This window comes from Paenibacillus sp. FSL R5-0908, from assembly GCF_038006245.1.
Lineage (GTDB): Bacteria > Bacillota > Bacilli > Paenibacillales > Paenibacillaceae > Paenibacillus_AQ > Paenibacillus_AQ odorifer.
Genome location: NZ_JBBOUV010000001.1, coordinates 6420549 through 6433330, shown reverse-complemented (window position 1 = coordinate 6433330; position 12782 = coordinate 6420549). Strand labels below are relative to the sequence as shown.

The following is a 12782-nucleotide window of genomic DNA, read 5'->3' as shown; positions in this document are numbered from 1 at the left end:
ATTTGGATAGTACAGCTAGTGCGATCTAATGGTTAGGACGGTACGGCTCCTTTGTGGAGAGGTATCGTCTTTTTGCGTTCTAGTCTTGTATAAGGGAAATGTGGAAAGGATAGAGATAAATTAACGAGTACAGGGGTATCTAAATGTGGCGTTTTAAAAAAGACCGGAGTCTGGAATCATCAATTGCATATATTTGTGGAGCCTTAGTGATAGCGGCTGGTGTGGGTGCTTGTTTGTTGCGGGGATTGTTTTTTACTGAGGAGATGTATCCCTTTCTAACCTTATGGTTTGTGCTGTGTTGTGCGTGCTCGCTTTATTATCTTGTTGGGGTTGGTGCATGGAGAAAAAGTGGGGGAGGAGTAGGTGCAGGTGCAGGTGCAGGTGCAGTAAGAGGTATTACGGGAGTCAATGGAGTTAGTGAAGTTAGTGGGGAAAATAGAGCGTTAAGAATATTATTAAGCGTCCCTTTAATTATTCTATCGCTTTATGTGATTCATTGGTTGCGCGGGCCGCTTTCCTCCCAGGGAACTATGAATGAAATGCTGCGGTGGGGCTTGTATGCTAGCTTTGCAATATTGGTTTGTTTTTGTGCGGTGAACCGGGTGGGGCGGCGGATTGTAAATGTAACTTGGTCTATGGTGGGTATGTTTTTGAGCATGAGCGCTTTGTTGGCTGTTTGCGGAGTGGTAAAGTTGCCTTTCGCTGTGGCCTACAGCAATTCAGCGGAAGTGAGCGCCACAGGGGTTAGGTTAGCAGGATTGATGGAATATCCGAATGCTTTTGGTGCTGTGATGGCTGTTTTTCTGCTGGAACGGCTATTTGCTGTTGCTGTTTATTATGGGGATCCAAAAAAGAGCGTGAATATGTTGGGAGCAAGAAGTGTTGGGCTGGGGATGGAGTGCACAGAAGCAGAACGGAGGAGCAAAGGGGCAGGAGGCATGGAGGCGGAGCACGGAAAAGCGGGAAGCACGACCGCCGCGCTGCTGCGCTTGCTGCCGCTGTTCCCGTACACCGCCGCGCTGCTCCTCAGCGAGTCGCGCGGCGCATGGCTGACGGCGGCTTGCGCCTGCGCCGCCGCCTTGCTCTGGAAGCGGCAGCTAATCGCGCCGCTTCTTGCTGCTGGCGCCGCGCCCGTGGCCGCCGCGGCGCTACTCTACCGCCAACTGGCCCGTGCCGGGTTGGCGGTAGAGCCTGTACCCGGCCTGCTGTTGCTGGCCGGGCTTTGGGTCGGCGCGCTGCTAGCCGGCCTATGGCTGTGCCGCCGCCAGCGCAGCGCGGCGGGCACTGCCCGAGCCGCCATGCTGGCATTGGCGGCGGCAGGTTGGACGGCGGCGGGGATCGCCGTCCTCCTGCACGTGCGCGAGCGGATCACCGGACCGTCATCGACGGTATCCGCGCGCGGGCTGTTCTACCGCGACGCCTGGCGGCTAGCGGCAGAGGCACCTTGGCTGGGACGTGGGGGTGAGACTTGGCGGCATGCATACCTTGCCGCCCAATCTCGCCCTTATGTAGGCAGCCAGGTGCATAATGGATACCTCGACATCCTGTTGAACGTAGGATTCGTTGGTCTTGCAGCCATACTCCTTATGCTGTTGGCAGCAGGCTGGCTGCTGGCTACTAAATCGCCGCGGTTGCTGCCGCCGTTTCTGGTCATCGTCTTGCACAGCGTCGTCGATTTTGATTGGAGCTATGGATTATTTTGGCTGCTGCTATTCTGGCTGCCAGCGATTGCTCTGGCTGAGCATAAGCAGAAACATCAATCTGCGTCTACCCACCCTCAGTCTGAGACCAAGCTGTCAACTCACTCCACATCCACGAACCCGCTCACCAATGTCACTACACCAGCGAATCCACTAATCGCTCACTCCACATCCACGAACCCGCTCACCAATGTCACTACACCAGCGAATCCGCTAATTGCTCATCCCACACCCAAGAACCGGCCCCAAATCCGCCTTCGCCGACTAATCGGAACTGCGGCATGTTGTTTTTCGCTTCTGCTGGGGATGCTATCTTTTCACGCCGCTCAAGGAGAGAAGCTCTATCGACAAGCGATTATGTCGGTGGATCCTTCGGTGAAGGTAGAGTTGCTACAGCAATCGCTGGCGTGGAATCCCCGGTCACCTCGAACGGCTATAGCATTATCTAGGCTGCTGTCGGGTGAACAGAGCGTGAGTCTGCTTCGGCAAAGTTTGTTGTATTCTCCCGAGAATGCTAGCTTAAGCTGGGAGCTGGCTGAAGTATGGATGAGCAGTGACCATCCGGGGGCAGCGTTATATTGGATAGGCCAGAGCTTTAAGCTGGATACGTACAACAATGGCAAGTGGGTGAAGGCGATTGAAGGGATGCTTCTTATGGGGCAAAAGAAGCTTGCAGAAGGAAATCGAAAGGAAGGCCTAATCTGTGTCGCCTCTGGGAATGAACTTCTTTTGGAATATAGAAGGTTGGCAGAAGAGGAGGCTAATAAAGGAGGGCAACATAATGACCGCGAGTTCCGAATGACAGAACAAGCCGACGACTTGAGTCGACGGCTTAGTATGTTTGCTTTACGATTTTAGCGGACGTGAAATCATCCAGGAGTAGAGAATGGGCACGATAATTGCAAGTACGAGTGCCGTAATAATAAGAAGCTGAGACAAGGCTCCGCTCAAAAAGGCTCCAGCAAAAATAAGTAGGCCACCGATCATCCACATTATCCCGGATAGGCGATGTGTTTTTCGCCATACCTCGGGGTTGGCGAGCGTCCAGGCTGTACGAACCCCAAACAAGTAATTATCTTTTACCTGTGGCATGTAGTTGCCAAGAGCAATGAACATTATTCCAACAGCGCCTATGGCGATCTTCCCAACGTTTATATCTTTACCTAGACCGTAAGCAATCGACAGCACCAGCATTAGATTAAAAAGCATCCCAATAGCAAGTCTGCTCATGGCATAGGCATTTTCGAATTTTTTGTAATTGTCCCGCTTAGGGTCGATGCTGCGTGTGAACTGCATGATTAGCGGGAGCACAATGCCTAAGATTCCGAACACAAAAATAGCTATATTTTTGTCCCAGTATCTGTTGACCTTACCCGTAATTCCAAACTGTGCCGGTAACTCCTGCGGCAGCTTGCTGTAATTGATCAGAGCGTAGGCTAATGTAGCTAAACCTAATATTACGATGAGGGTATCCTGCCATCTCCATTTGAAATCTTTCATCATTAATCCGCCTCCTTTTTGAAATCGATATCCTGACGTTGCTGCTTTCCGTCCAGCGATTTACTCTCCGTCTCCGTTTGCTTACCTGTCCCAGTGAGCTCTAATAACCAACCGAGAACCTCTTCGAGGACTGTTGTGTTTAGCGAGTACATAATAAATTGTCCTTTTCGCTCATCCTGTACCAGATCGGCATGCTTTAGCGCATTCAGATGGTGAGAAATGCTTGGCTTAGACATGTTGAAAAAATCTGCGATTTCACCTGCGGTTCGATCTTTCTCCCTTAGTAACCGAATGATTTGGCGACGGGTAGGGTCAGCTAGTGCTTTAAAGGATTCATTCATATTCCACCCTGCCTTTCGATATTTAAATAATTATCTAAATATATAATAGCCCTTTGCTTTGATAGCTGTCAATGCAGTATTCACTCAGCAATAGCGTGTGTAAAAGTGTCACCGAATCTTTAAAATTAAGGACCGTCCAAAGCCTACTCCTGTTAATACTAACGATGGGCATGCATTCTTTGATGCACCGAACATACGACGCAGAGGAGCGGATATATGATACTAACCAATAAAGTCGCAGTTGTTACGGGTGCTGGATCGGGGATTGGAGAAGCGATTACTCTGCATTTTGCCCGACAGGGTGCTAAAGTGATTGCTGCGGACATCCATCTGGCGAATGTAGAAGCGGTAGCCAAAAAGGCGGAAAAGGGCGAGGGACACGGAGTGGTCTATCCCGTAAAGGCCGATGTCTCGAAGGAAGAGGACACACGGCGAATGATTGATGCCGCAACCACACAGTTCGGAGGCCTTCATATCCTTGTTAACAATGCCGGTATTATGGATAAAATGACGCCAGCGCACGAGATCACTGATGACTTGTGGGAGCAGGTGCTTGCGGTCAATGTAACCGGCCCGATGAGAGCCATTCGTAAGGTTTTGCCGATTTTTATGGCGCAGGAAAGCGGATGTATCATCAATGTAGCCTCTATTGGCGGCTTAGCGGGCTCGCGTGCGGGAGTGGCTTATACTTCCTCTAAACATGCTGTAATCGGGATGACCAAAAATATAGGATTTCAATACGCTAAGCTTGGAATTCGCTGTAATGCCATAGCGCCGGGCGGGGTAAAGACAAATATTGATCTGTCTGATCCAAGTCCTTTTGGGAGTCAAAAAGCGGGCGAAGGTATGGCGTCGATGCCACGGACAGGGGAAAGCAGTGAGATTGCTTCGGTAGCCTTATTTTTGGCTTCAGATGCTGCAAGCTTTTTGAATGGATCGGTGATAACGGCTGATGCCGGTTGGATGGCTTATTAATTGAGCGCAGATAAAAAGGTGTTCATTTTCCCTTTATTGGTGGAATTTGTTCACCTTTTTTGTTTATGCCTGTTACTCAAACTCTTTTTAAGTGTGGATTGGAAGATAGAAGCTGCTTGCCCCGTAAGTAGAAGTGATAAGGTTGCTTGTGCTAGAATAGGCTAAGAGAAACTGGAAAATATAGCAGAGCGGCAAAGCTTTTAAAAATATAAGAAAGTATAAGATTAGTATCTATGCTTTTATGTTCTTATATTTCACTCGCTTAAACGCTTAGTGTCTAATAAAGATGCCAAAGGCGATTAGCTTGATACATGTAGCCATATTCTGCGGAAAAGGGAGGAGGAGCACGTTTGCATTTTATTTCTGATCTGATCTCGACATTATTTGAATGGATTCAGAGTCTTGGTTATTTTGGGATTATGATCGGACTGATGATTGAAGTTATTCCTAGTGAAATTGTATTGGCTTTCGGTGGTTTCTTGGTATGGAGTGGAGATATTAATTTTTTTGGCGCAGTATTGTTTGGTACGATAGGCGGAGTGATTGCCCAGATCTTTGTATATTGGATTGGCCGTTATGGGGGCAGGCCTGTACTGGAAAAATACGGGAAATATATTCTTATCCAAAAAAAGCATATTGATCATTCGGAAGAGTGGTTCAATAAATATGGGACAGGCGTAATCTTTACGGCACGCTTTATTCCCGTTGTTCGCCATGCCATTTCCGTTCCAGCGGGGATTTCTCGTATGCCTTTAGGTAAGTTCACTTTATTGACTACACTTGCTGTTATTCCATGGAGTGCTTTGTTCGTATATCTCGGTATGACATTGGGGAATAAGTGGGAAGATATTGACGAAGTAGCAGCTAAGTATACCAACGAAATTATTCTCGTAGCGTTAGCACTAATCATCATTTATTTTGTGTATAAGTGGTTTAAATCCAAGAAGAGGGGGACTGCAAAATGAAACCGAATGTAGCTCATAAAATTGGAAAAGGTCTTACACCGCGCCAATTTGTAGAAAGCATGACGAAGAACCAGCAGGCTTTTGAATCCTGGTATGAGAAGTTTTCTTGGGAAGATGAGAGTGACAAGGAATTTTTTGAAAGCCTGAACCATCGTGATGATTTGCGGGTACTTATCCTTGCCGCTGATTGGTGTGGAGATGTAGTTCGTAATGTCCCTGCGGTTTTCCGTATTTTGGAGACTGCCGGAATGAAGACAGAGGTATTCATTTTGGAGGAGAACCAGGAGCTTATGGATGAATTCTTGACCATGGGCGGAAGATCTGTTCCGATTGTGATCTTTGCAGATACCGGCGGATATGTGCTTGGACATTGGGGTCCTCGTCCAGAGCATGTGCAGAGCCTAATGAGAGAGTTCAAACGTGAGAATCCTGATCGCGAGGCCGCTGATTATGACAGCAAAATCGCAGAAGTACGTAAGGCTATGGGGCAAGCTTATGGGGAAGGAACGGAATCACAGGCAGTTATCGCAAAAGAGCTGCGTAGTCTGATTTCCGGATTCTAGACCAATGCTAAATATACGTTCGTTTAATTTAGGTCCGCTGCAGACCAATGCCTACTTGCTGACAGGTGCAGATCCAACGAAGGGTATCATTATTGATCCCGGTATGAATCCTGCGGCATTAGTGCGGAGTATTGAAGGGATGGAGATCGAGGCTATTTTGCTGACGCATGCGCACTTTGACCATATGGGCGGCGTAGACGAAATTCGTAAAGCTAAGAAATGCCCTGTTTATTTACATCCACTAGAGAGTGAATGGCTCAGCAGCCCTAAGCTGAATGGTTCATTGATGTGGCCTGATGTTTCACCTCCTTTGACTACAGATCCTGCAGAGTATGATCTGGCAGAAGGACAAGTTCTGCAATTCATCGGACATACCTTCCGCGTGTACCATACACCTGGGCACTCTCCGGGCAGTGTCAGCTTCCTATGTGGGAATGATTTATTCTCTGGAGATGTGCTGTTTAAAATGGGAGTTGGGCGCACCGATTTGCCTGGTGGCAGAGAACGTGATTTGTTCGATTCTATTCGTGGCAAGCTGTACAAAATGGATGATGAAGTGAAGGTTTATCCAGGTCATGGCTCCCGAACAACCATTGGTTTTGAAAAAGTTCGTAACCCTTATATCCCTCAATAAACAATCATTCTAGTAGAACTGACAAGAATCGAGGAATTTTTGATAGACAAAGGGATACAAAAGGACTACAATATTGTTAATTAAATGTAACATTAACCTCGCGAAGCACGCAGACTGCGGAATTAATCCCGGTTTGCGTTCTTTTTTTTGTCTACATATAGGTTTAAAAGCATGGGGGGAAATAGATTGGAGAAGAATATATATTACCCGTTGGATTACGGATGGTATGACTCCAAGGAGAAATGGACTAGTTTTTGCAGCAGTAAATGCCGATGTTTTTCAGAATGTTCTGGGAAGGGCGGTTTTTGTACTTCTATAGAACGCAGGGACATACAATCTGAGAATAAGGATGGGAGAATACCAGTGATTTCAGGAGGCGAACCCAGAAGAACGCCTCTTTTTTGGCATTTTCCAGCAGAAGCAGGATTGCTTCAGCCATGGCGGCGTAAGCTCTGGGAGCTCAAAAAATAAAATTAAAGCGCATTGAACGAATCACTATACATAATCGTATTACAAATAAGAACGAAATCCTGAATGGAGGGGCAGATGAGCGATCAGGCGCTGGAGAAAATCAGACGGGCACAGCAGGGAGATGCTTCAGCGCTGTCTTCACTGCTGCGAGAACATTATACTTTTTTATTCAAATATCTACTCAAAGTGACTATGGATCCGTTGCTGGCAGAGGATCTTGTACAGGACACGATGGTCAGATGTATGGAAAAAATCAATACCTATAACGGTTCTTCTTCGTTCTCCTCTTGGTTAATTACCATAGCCACCAGAATATTTATCGATCGAAAGCGGCGCTGGAAACGTGAGGCAGAATGGAAGAAACGGGAACAGCAGGCACAGGGCACCCGTTCGATTCGTTGGCGGTTTGAGAGCAGGGGGGAAGAATGGAGTGAAGTACTTGATTCCATCTCCAAGCTACCCTCTGCTCAGAGGGTAGCTGTGCTGTTGAAGCATTATTATGGCTATAGCTATGAAGAAATCGGTGTGATCATGCAAATTCCTTCAGGCACAGTCAAATCGCGTGTATCCCTTGGTCTTAACCAATTGCGAAAGGAGCTGAATGAGGATGGAGAAGGATAAGGAGCCAGAACTGTATTTGCACAAGCTTACTGAAGAGATTGAACGTTTGGATGCGCAATATGATGACATCACCCCACCTTCGTTACAGGAACTGGAGTGGTTAATGGCTGATGCAGCTGTGCAGAGAAAGAGAAGGGAACGCAAAGAACTACTGTTATTCTGGGGGGTCTCATTGATCCTGATCTGTGCATTTCTATCCATTCTCACTTCTGCACCCATGATCTATTGGATTATCCAGGCGATCATTCCTATTGTAGGACTGGGTGGCTTAGGGATCGCCAGGATCAGAAGAAATAGAGAAGGTGTACAAGAATGAATGAGCTGCAGGATGTGCCTCTTTGGTTGTGGTTTGGCATAGCAGTAGCGTTAATGCTGCAGGGGACCTTACTGTTCCGGGATGCAAGACGGCGCGGGAAAAAAGCTTGGTTCTGGGGATTGTGGGCGATGACTACAGTTCCGTCACCCACATTAGTCTACTTACTTGTTGTTATTCTTCCAGACCGACGTAGACGGAAGAAGCAGTAGTGAAGCTTTAGTAAGAAGCTCGTTCCTTTCATCCTATTATAAGGAGTGGTACTTCATGGAAGAGGTAAAATGGGGTTTAATCATGCCGTTAATTATTCTGCAGGCTTTGCTTGCTATTATTGGACTGATATCTCTGGCCAAAGCGGATAACGTCCGTGGTCCAAAATGGATGTGGATTATTATCATTATTTGCGGAAATATATTAGGCAGCGTAGCTTATTTCACAATAGGAAGGAAAGATGTCTGATGTCACTCCTTCAAGTTACGAATTTGCGTAAAAGCTATGGGGCGCATATTTCCGTAAATGATATAAGCTTTGAAATTGAGAAAGGACGGTGCGTCGCTTTACTGGGGCCTAACGGTGCTGGGAAAACGACCACACTTCGTATGCTGGCAGGGCTGCTAGAACCCACCTCTGGAATGATTTCATTTGAGGGAAGCCGTCCTGGAGCCGAATATCGCAGAGGATTAGGATATGTGCCACAGTCTCCAGCTTTTTATGGGTGGATGACTGGACATGAATATGTTGTTTTCGCTGCAAAGCTTAGTGGAATGGGAACTAAAGACGCATCCAGCAGGGCATTGGAATCGCTTGAGCGCGTAGGGCTTAAAGGTGATGCTCGTCGCCGGATTGGTGGATACTCCGGCGGGATGAAGCAGCGGCTGGGTCTGGCTCAGGCGCTTGTGCATCGGCCTCGTCTACTATTGCTTGATGAACCTGTATCTGCACTTGATCCGATTGGCCGCAGAGAAGTAATGGGTCTGCTGCGGGAGATACGTGAAGAGACAACTGTAGTTTTTTCTACACATGTGCTGCATGATGCAGAAGAAATTTGCGATGATATTATTTTAATGAATCAGGGCTTGATTGCTGAGAAGGGGTCTTTATCACAGCTGCGTACACAATACAGCCTTCCTGTTATTCGTTTACGTACAGAGAAGCAAGAAAAAGCTATTCAGTGGCTGGAGTCTCTTGCTGCCAAACCGTTTGTACTAGAGGCTCAGTTGTTCGGAGATCAGGCTATTTTTAATGTGAACGATGTAGACATGGCCCGTTGGACGATTCTGCAAGAAGCGGTGCGGCTCGAAATTCCATTACTGCAATTTGAAGCGGGTTCTTCCACGTTAGAGGATTTATTTATGAAGGTGGTGGGAGCATGAGAAGCGCCTGGGTCCTTTATCGCAAAGAAATGCTCGAAATGGCTCGCAGTTATAAGTTAATCTGGATACCTGTCGTTTTTATCCTATTAGGCATTATGCAGCCGTTAACTACTTATTATTTGCCGGAAATCTTAAAAGCTTCAGGTGATGTTCCCCCAGGTCTGTTAGAGGGGTATGAAATACCGAGTGCCGCAGCTGTAATGGCGCAATCTCTGGGACAGTACGGAACGATCGGAATGTTAGTATTGGCGCTTGGTGCGATGAATGTTTTAGCCGGTGAACGCTATAGCGGAACTATGGAATTAATTCTGGTAAGGCCGGTTTCTCCAGCCGCAATAGTGTTCGCTAAATGGGCAGCACAGCTGACCCTGTTGATCGTTGCTCTAGGATTAGGTGCAGCGGGCGCGGCTTACTACACGGAGCAGTTAATTGGTTCACTATCTTGGGGAGATGTCATCGCAGCTTCTGGAGTATATGGATTATGGCTGTTATGTGCTGTCTCGGCTACGTTGTTGTTTAGTGGGTTTTTAAAATCTCCAGTTGCCGCTTTTTTAGCATTGGCGCTAATGGCAGGGTTATCATTAGGCCAAAGCCTATTGCCTTCATGGTTTGAATGGGCACCTGCCGGGCTTTCAGGGTTATCGGCTGGAATCCTTATGGCTGGAGAAGGCTTCAGGGTTGGACCCTATCTTTCAGCAGCTATTTTGATCTTGATTTGTTTAGTGGGTGCTGCACTTTTGACAAGGAAGAATAACTTACCCGCTTGAACCATAAGTTGTGTTTTTATTAAATATAGTATATTTTCATAGAATTTGTAGGATCGGCCAGCCTTCAACTAGACAGTTCTATCTTTTTTTAGTAGACTGTTGAAACAAGCAAAATCTTGAAAGATTTTGGGGTTAGGAGGTAGGGCGATGCTGCGTTTAGGAGAGAAGATTGTCATTGTTGCGGACGCTTTCGAGCAGAGTCTTCCTATCGGGGAATACGGCTACCTAATTGCTTACGACCGCAATCCCGATAATGCGTTTGACTATGTTATTCGTGTACCAGAGGCTAATAGGAACTTTTATGTTCCGGCTGAGGACATTGAGGCGGAAGAACATTTATTAGTAGCTGAGGCTGAGAGAGCAACGCATGAAGCGTTGATTGATTATGCTTTGTCCACGTACAATGAGAAGCTGTTCCATCATTTGATGAACGGTGAAGATATGGATATAGAAGAGACGGAATCAACGTCAAGCGAAAGCATGTCCCAAGCGGATTTCATCAAACAAGTGAATCTTCGAGCTTGGATTTAAGGAAGGCCGGCGCAAGCCGGTTTTTTTGTTTTGTCATACCGCTGCTAAATGCTGTGAAATCACTGACTGTCAAAACCTTTCTCTATGAATATACTAACGAAACGCTCCTTTAAAATGTGTAGGAATCTCCTTCACTTTGATAAAGGAGCGTTTGTTTTACAGCCCATCATTGAATTGTCCAAGCTTCTACAATATAATTAAAAACGTTATCCGGGCGCTTTAGCCCTTTAAACAGGAGGGATTTTTCTTATGAGCATTACCGTTAAAGATGTGCAGCATGTGGCCAAGCTGGCTCGTCTGCAGCTGAGCCCGGAAGAAGAGGCAACCTTTACAGAACAAATGAATGCTATTTTACAATATGCCGAGAAATTAAATGAGCTAGATACGGAGAATGTAAAGCCGACCACGCATGTGCTGCAAGTCAGCAATGTAATGCGGGAGGATGTTGTGAAGGATAGCCTTACGCAAGAGGAAGCACTTCTTAACGCTCCAGATGATGAAGACGGACATTTCAAGGTTCCAGCTGTTTTGGAATAACTACATAATTAGAGAGGGGGAAGAATCTTGAGCCTGTTTCAAAATCGATTGCCTGAAGTACACCGCATGTTAACTGCTAAAGAAGTATCGGTCAGTGAACTGACTGAAGAATCGCTGGCGATTATCGCTGAGCGGGATAAGAACGTAAATGCATTTTTGACCTTGAACGAGGAGGGCGCACGCGCGACAGCACGCGCTTTGGACGACAAACTGGCATCCGGAGCAGCACGTGGGTTGCTGTTTGGTCTTCCTGCCGGAATTAAGGATAATATTGTAACTAAAGGCCTGCGCACGACCTGTGCCAGCCAATTTTTGAGCGATTTCCAGCCGATTTATAACGCTACTGTAGCTTCTAAACTGCAGCAGGCAGATGCCGTAACGATCGGTAAATTAAATATGGATGAATTCGCAATGGGCGGATCTAATGAGAACTCAAGCTTTGGTCCTGTACGCAATCCTTGGGATTTAGAGCGTGTGCCCGGCGGTTCCAGTGGCGGATCTGCTGCAGCAGTAGCTGCGGGCGAAGTGTTCTTCTCACTAGGTTCGGATACTGGGGGTTCCATCCGCCAGCCAGCTTCCTATTGTGGTGTTGTAGGTCTCAAACCTACTTATGGTCTTGTATCACGTTACGGGCTGGTAGCCTTTGCTTCCTCACTAGATCAGATTGGACCATTAACACGTAATGTAGAGGATTCTGCCTATGTGCTTCAAGCAATTGCCGGTTATGATGCCCAAGACTCTACTTCGGCTAAAGTAGAAATTCCTGATTATTTGAGTTCACTTACTGGTGATGTTTCCGGACTTCGCATTGCTGTTCCTAAGGAATACCTGGGAGCAGGTGTTGATGCTTCTGTGCGTGAGACAGTTTTGTCTGCACTTAAAGTGTTAGAAGGAATGGGTGCTGTCTGGGAGGAAGTTTCATTACCACATACGGAATACGCAGTAGCAGCTTATTATTTGCTGTCCTCTTCGGAAGCTTCATCTAACCTCGCGCGTTTTGACGGTGTGCGTTATGGCGCACGTGTAGATGAAGGCGGAGGATTGCTTGATCTATATCTTAATTCCCGCAGCCGCGGCTTTGGACCTGAGGTCAAACGTCGTATTATGTTGGGTACTTATGCACTCAGCTCCGGGTATTACGATGCTTACTATTTAAAAGCACAGAAGGTGCGTACTTTGATTAAACAGGACTTTGATGACATCTTTAAAAAATATGATGTGGTCATCGGCCCAACAGCGCCAACGACAGCATTCAAATTGGGTTCACAGACTGAAGATCCGCTGACCATGTATCTGAACGATATTCTCACGATTCCTGTAAGCTTGGCGGGTATTCCGGCCGTGAGTGTTCCTTGTGGTTTTGCGGAAGGCATGCCTGTAGGTCTGCAAATTATCGGTAAGGAATTTGACGAGAGCACAATTCTGCGTGTCGCTCATGCTTTTGAACAAAATACAGATCATCACAAGCAGCGTCCACAGCTGTAGTAAAGG

16 protein-coding genes are annotated in these 12782 nt (G+C 46.9%); 14 read left to right on the top strand and 2 right to left on the bottom strand.

All coding sequences use genetic code 11. From position 1 onward, the window contains the following. Positions 1–143 precede the first annotated feature (143 nt). Complete coding sequence (locus MKZ09_RS29125) at positions 144–2558, top strand: O-antigen ligase family protein (RefSeq protein WP_076208639.1); 2415 nt, start codon at positions 144–146, stop codon at positions 2556–2558. Here MKZ09_RS29125 and MKZ09_RS29120 read toward each other — a convergent pair. Both MKZ09_RS29120 and MKZ09_RS29115 read right to left on the bottom strand, forming a co-directional pair. After that, positions 2547–3203, bottom strand: coding sequence for an SdpI family protein (locus MKZ09_RS29120; protein WP_052097330.1), 657 nt, complete (start codon positions 3201–3203; stop codon positions 2547–2549). The two genes, MKZ09_RS29125 and MKZ09_RS29120, sit on opposite strands and share 12 nt — an antisense overlap. Further along, complete coding sequence (locus MKZ09_RS29115; RefSeq protein ID WP_076136957.1) at positions 3203–3541, bottom strand: autorepressor SdpR family transcription factor; 339 nt, start codon at positions 3539–3541, stop codon at positions 3203–3205. The genes MKZ09_RS29120 and MKZ09_RS29115 overlap by 1 nt, the downstream gene beginning before the upstream one ends. A 216-nt stretch (positions 3542–3757) precedes the next feature. Between MKZ09_RS29115 and MKZ09_RS29110 the strand changes: the two genes are divergently transcribed. The 13 genes from MKZ09_RS29110 (at position 3758) to gatA (ending at position 12776) form a co-directional block, all read left to right on the top strand. After that, positions 3758–4516, top strand: a complete 759-nt coding sequence (locus MKZ09_RS29110) for a glucose 1-dehydrogenase (protein ID WP_076136955.1) — start codon at positions 3758–3760, stop codon at positions 4514–4516. 350 nt (positions 4517–4866) lie between these two features. After that, positions 4867–5481 carry a DedA family protein gene (locus MKZ09_RS29105; protein WP_036680184.1) on the top strand — a complete coding sequence of 205 codons (615 nt, stop codon included), beginning with the start codon at positions 4867–4869 and terminating at the stop codon, positions 5479–5481. Further along, entirely contained in the window at positions 5478–6044 is a 567-nt protein-coding gene (locus MKZ09_RS29100) for a thioredoxin family protein (protein WP_076136953.1), read from the top strand. Before MKZ09_RS29105 ends, MKZ09_RS29100 begins: the two co-directional genes overlap by 4 nt. A gap of 4 nt (positions 6045–6048) precedes the next feature. Then, positions 6049–6678: an MBL fold metallo-hydrolase gene (locus tag MKZ09_RS29095; RefSeq protein WP_076208640.1), complete on the top strand. Its 630-nt coding sequence runs from the start codon at positions 6049–6051 to the stop codon at positions 6676–6678. 546 nt (positions 6679–7224) lie between these two features. Then, positions 7225–7770 carry an RNA polymerase sigma factor SigY gene (gene sigY, locus MKZ09_RS29090; protein WP_076136949.1) on the top strand — a complete coding sequence of 182 codons (546 nt, stop codon included), beginning with the start codon at positions 7225–7227 and terminating at the stop codon, positions 7768–7770. Continuing rightward, positions 7757–8086: a YxlC family protein gene (locus MKZ09_RS29085; protein ID WP_076208641.1), complete on the top strand. Its 330-nt coding sequence runs from the start codon at positions 7757–7759 to the stop codon at positions 8084–8086. Before sigY ends, MKZ09_RS29085 begins: the two co-directional genes overlap by 14 nt. Continuing rightward, positions 8083–8295 (top strand): hypothetical protein, encoded by a 213-nt coding sequence (locus MKZ09_RS29080; RefSeq protein ID WP_076136944.1) that lies wholly within the window; start codon positions 8083–8085, stop codon positions 8293–8295. Before MKZ09_RS29085 ends, MKZ09_RS29080 begins: the two co-directional genes overlap by 4 nt. Positions 8296–8350: 55 nt before the next feature. Then, positions 8351–8542 (top strand): PLDc N-terminal domain-containing protein, encoded by a 192-nt coding sequence (locus MKZ09_RS29075; protein ID WP_036680175.1) that lies wholly within the window; start codon positions 8351–8353, stop codon positions 8540–8542. After that, positions 8542–9456, top strand: coding sequence for an ABC transporter ATP-binding protein (locus tag MKZ09_RS29070; protein WP_076208642.1), 915 nt, complete (start codon positions 8542–8544; stop codon positions 9454–9456). Before MKZ09_RS29075 ends, MKZ09_RS29070 begins: the two co-directional genes overlap by 1 nt. Continuing rightward, positions 9453–10223 carry an ABC transporter permease subunit gene (locus MKZ09_RS29065; protein ID WP_076128640.1) on the top strand — a complete coding sequence of 257 codons (771 nt, stop codon included), beginning with the start codon at positions 9453–9455 and terminating at the stop codon, positions 10221–10223. The genes MKZ09_RS29070 and MKZ09_RS29065 overlap by 4 nt, the downstream gene beginning before the upstream one ends. Positions 10224–10370: 147 nt before the next feature. Beyond that, positions 10371–10754: a hypothetical protein gene (locus MKZ09_RS29060; protein ID WP_036680170.1), complete on the top strand. Its 384-nt coding sequence runs from the start codon at positions 10371–10373 to the stop codon at positions 10752–10754. A gap of 249 nt (positions 10755–11003) precedes the next feature. Beyond that, on the top strand, positions 11004–11291 hold the full coding sequence (gene gatC, locus MKZ09_RS29055; protein ID WP_036680166.1) for an Asp-tRNA(Asn)/Glu-tRNA(Gln) amidotransferase subunit GatC: 288 nt from the start codon (positions 11004–11006) through the stop codon (positions 11289–11291). Between the two features lie 27 nt (positions 11292–11318). Then, the gene (gene gatA / locus MKZ09_RS29050) at positions 11319–12776 is read left to right on the top strand and encodes an Asp-tRNA(Asn)/Glu-tRNA(Gln) amidotransferase subunit GatA (protein ID WP_036680165.1); all 1458 of its coding nucleotides are present in this window, start codon (positions 11319–11321) and stop codon (positions 12774–12776) included. The last annotated feature ends 6 nt before the right edge of the window (positions 12777–12782 follow it).

What these genes read in the sequence shown, in the direction of transcription:
- sigY (WP_076136949.1), top strand. Translation starts at nt 7,225, where the DNA reads ATGAGCGATCAGGCGCTGGAGAAAATCAGACGGGCACAGCAGGGAGAT.
- MKZ09_RS29065 (WP_076128640.1), top strand. Translation starts at nt 9,453, where the DNA reads ATGAGAAGCGCCTGGGTCCTTTATCGCAAAGAAATGCTCGAAATGGCT.
- MKZ09_RS29125 (WP_076208639.1), top strand. Translation starts at nt 144, where the DNA reads ATGTGGCGTTTTAAAAAAGACCGGAGTCTGGAATCATCAATTGCATAT.
- MKZ09_RS29115 (WP_076136957.1), bottom strand. Translation starts at nt 3,541, where the DNA reads ATGAATGAATCCTTTAAAGCACTAGCTGACCCTACCCGTCGCCAAATC.
- gatC (WP_036680166.1), top strand. Translation starts at nt 11,004, where the DNA reads ATGAGCATTACCGTTAAAGATGTGCAGCATGTGGCCAAGCTGGCTCGT.
- MKZ09_RS29120 (WP_052097330.1), bottom strand. Translation starts at nt 3,203, where the DNA reads ATGATGAAAGATTTCAAATGGAGATGGCAGGATACCCTCATCGTAATA.
- MKZ09_RS29075 (WP_036680175.1), top strand. Translation starts at nt 8,351, where the DNA reads ATGGAAGAGGTAAAATGGGGTTTAATCATGCCGTTAATTATTCTGCAG.
- MKZ09_RS29100 (WP_076136953.1), top strand. Translation starts at nt 5,478, where the DNA reads ATGAAACCGAATGTAGCTCATAAAATTGGAAAAGGTCTTACACCGCGC.
- MKZ09_RS29070 (WP_076208642.1), top strand. Translation starts at nt 8,542, where the DNA reads ATGTCACTCCTTCAAGTTACGAATTTGCGTAAAAGCTATGGGGCGCAT.
- MKZ09_RS29110 (WP_076136955.1), top strand. Translation starts at nt 3,758, where the DNA reads ATGATACTAACCAATAAAGTCGCAGTTGTTACGGGTGCTGGATCGGGG.
- MKZ09_RS29080 (WP_076136944.1), top strand. Translation starts at nt 8,083, where the DNA reads ATGAATGAGCTGCAGGATGTGCCTCTTTGGTTGTGGTTTGGCATAGCA.
- MKZ09_RS29085 (WP_076208641.1), top strand. Translation starts at nt 7,757, where the DNA reads ATGGAGAAGGATAAGGAGCCAGAACTGTATTTGCACAAGCTTACTGAA.
- MKZ09_RS29095 (WP_076208640.1), top strand. Translation starts at nt 6,049, where the DNA reads ATGCTAAATATACGTTCGTTTAATTTAGGTCCGCTGCAGACCAATGCC.
- MKZ09_RS29060 (WP_036680170.1), top strand. Translation starts at nt 10,371, where the DNA reads ATGCTGCGTTTAGGAGAGAAGATTGTCATTGTTGCGGACGCTTTCGAG.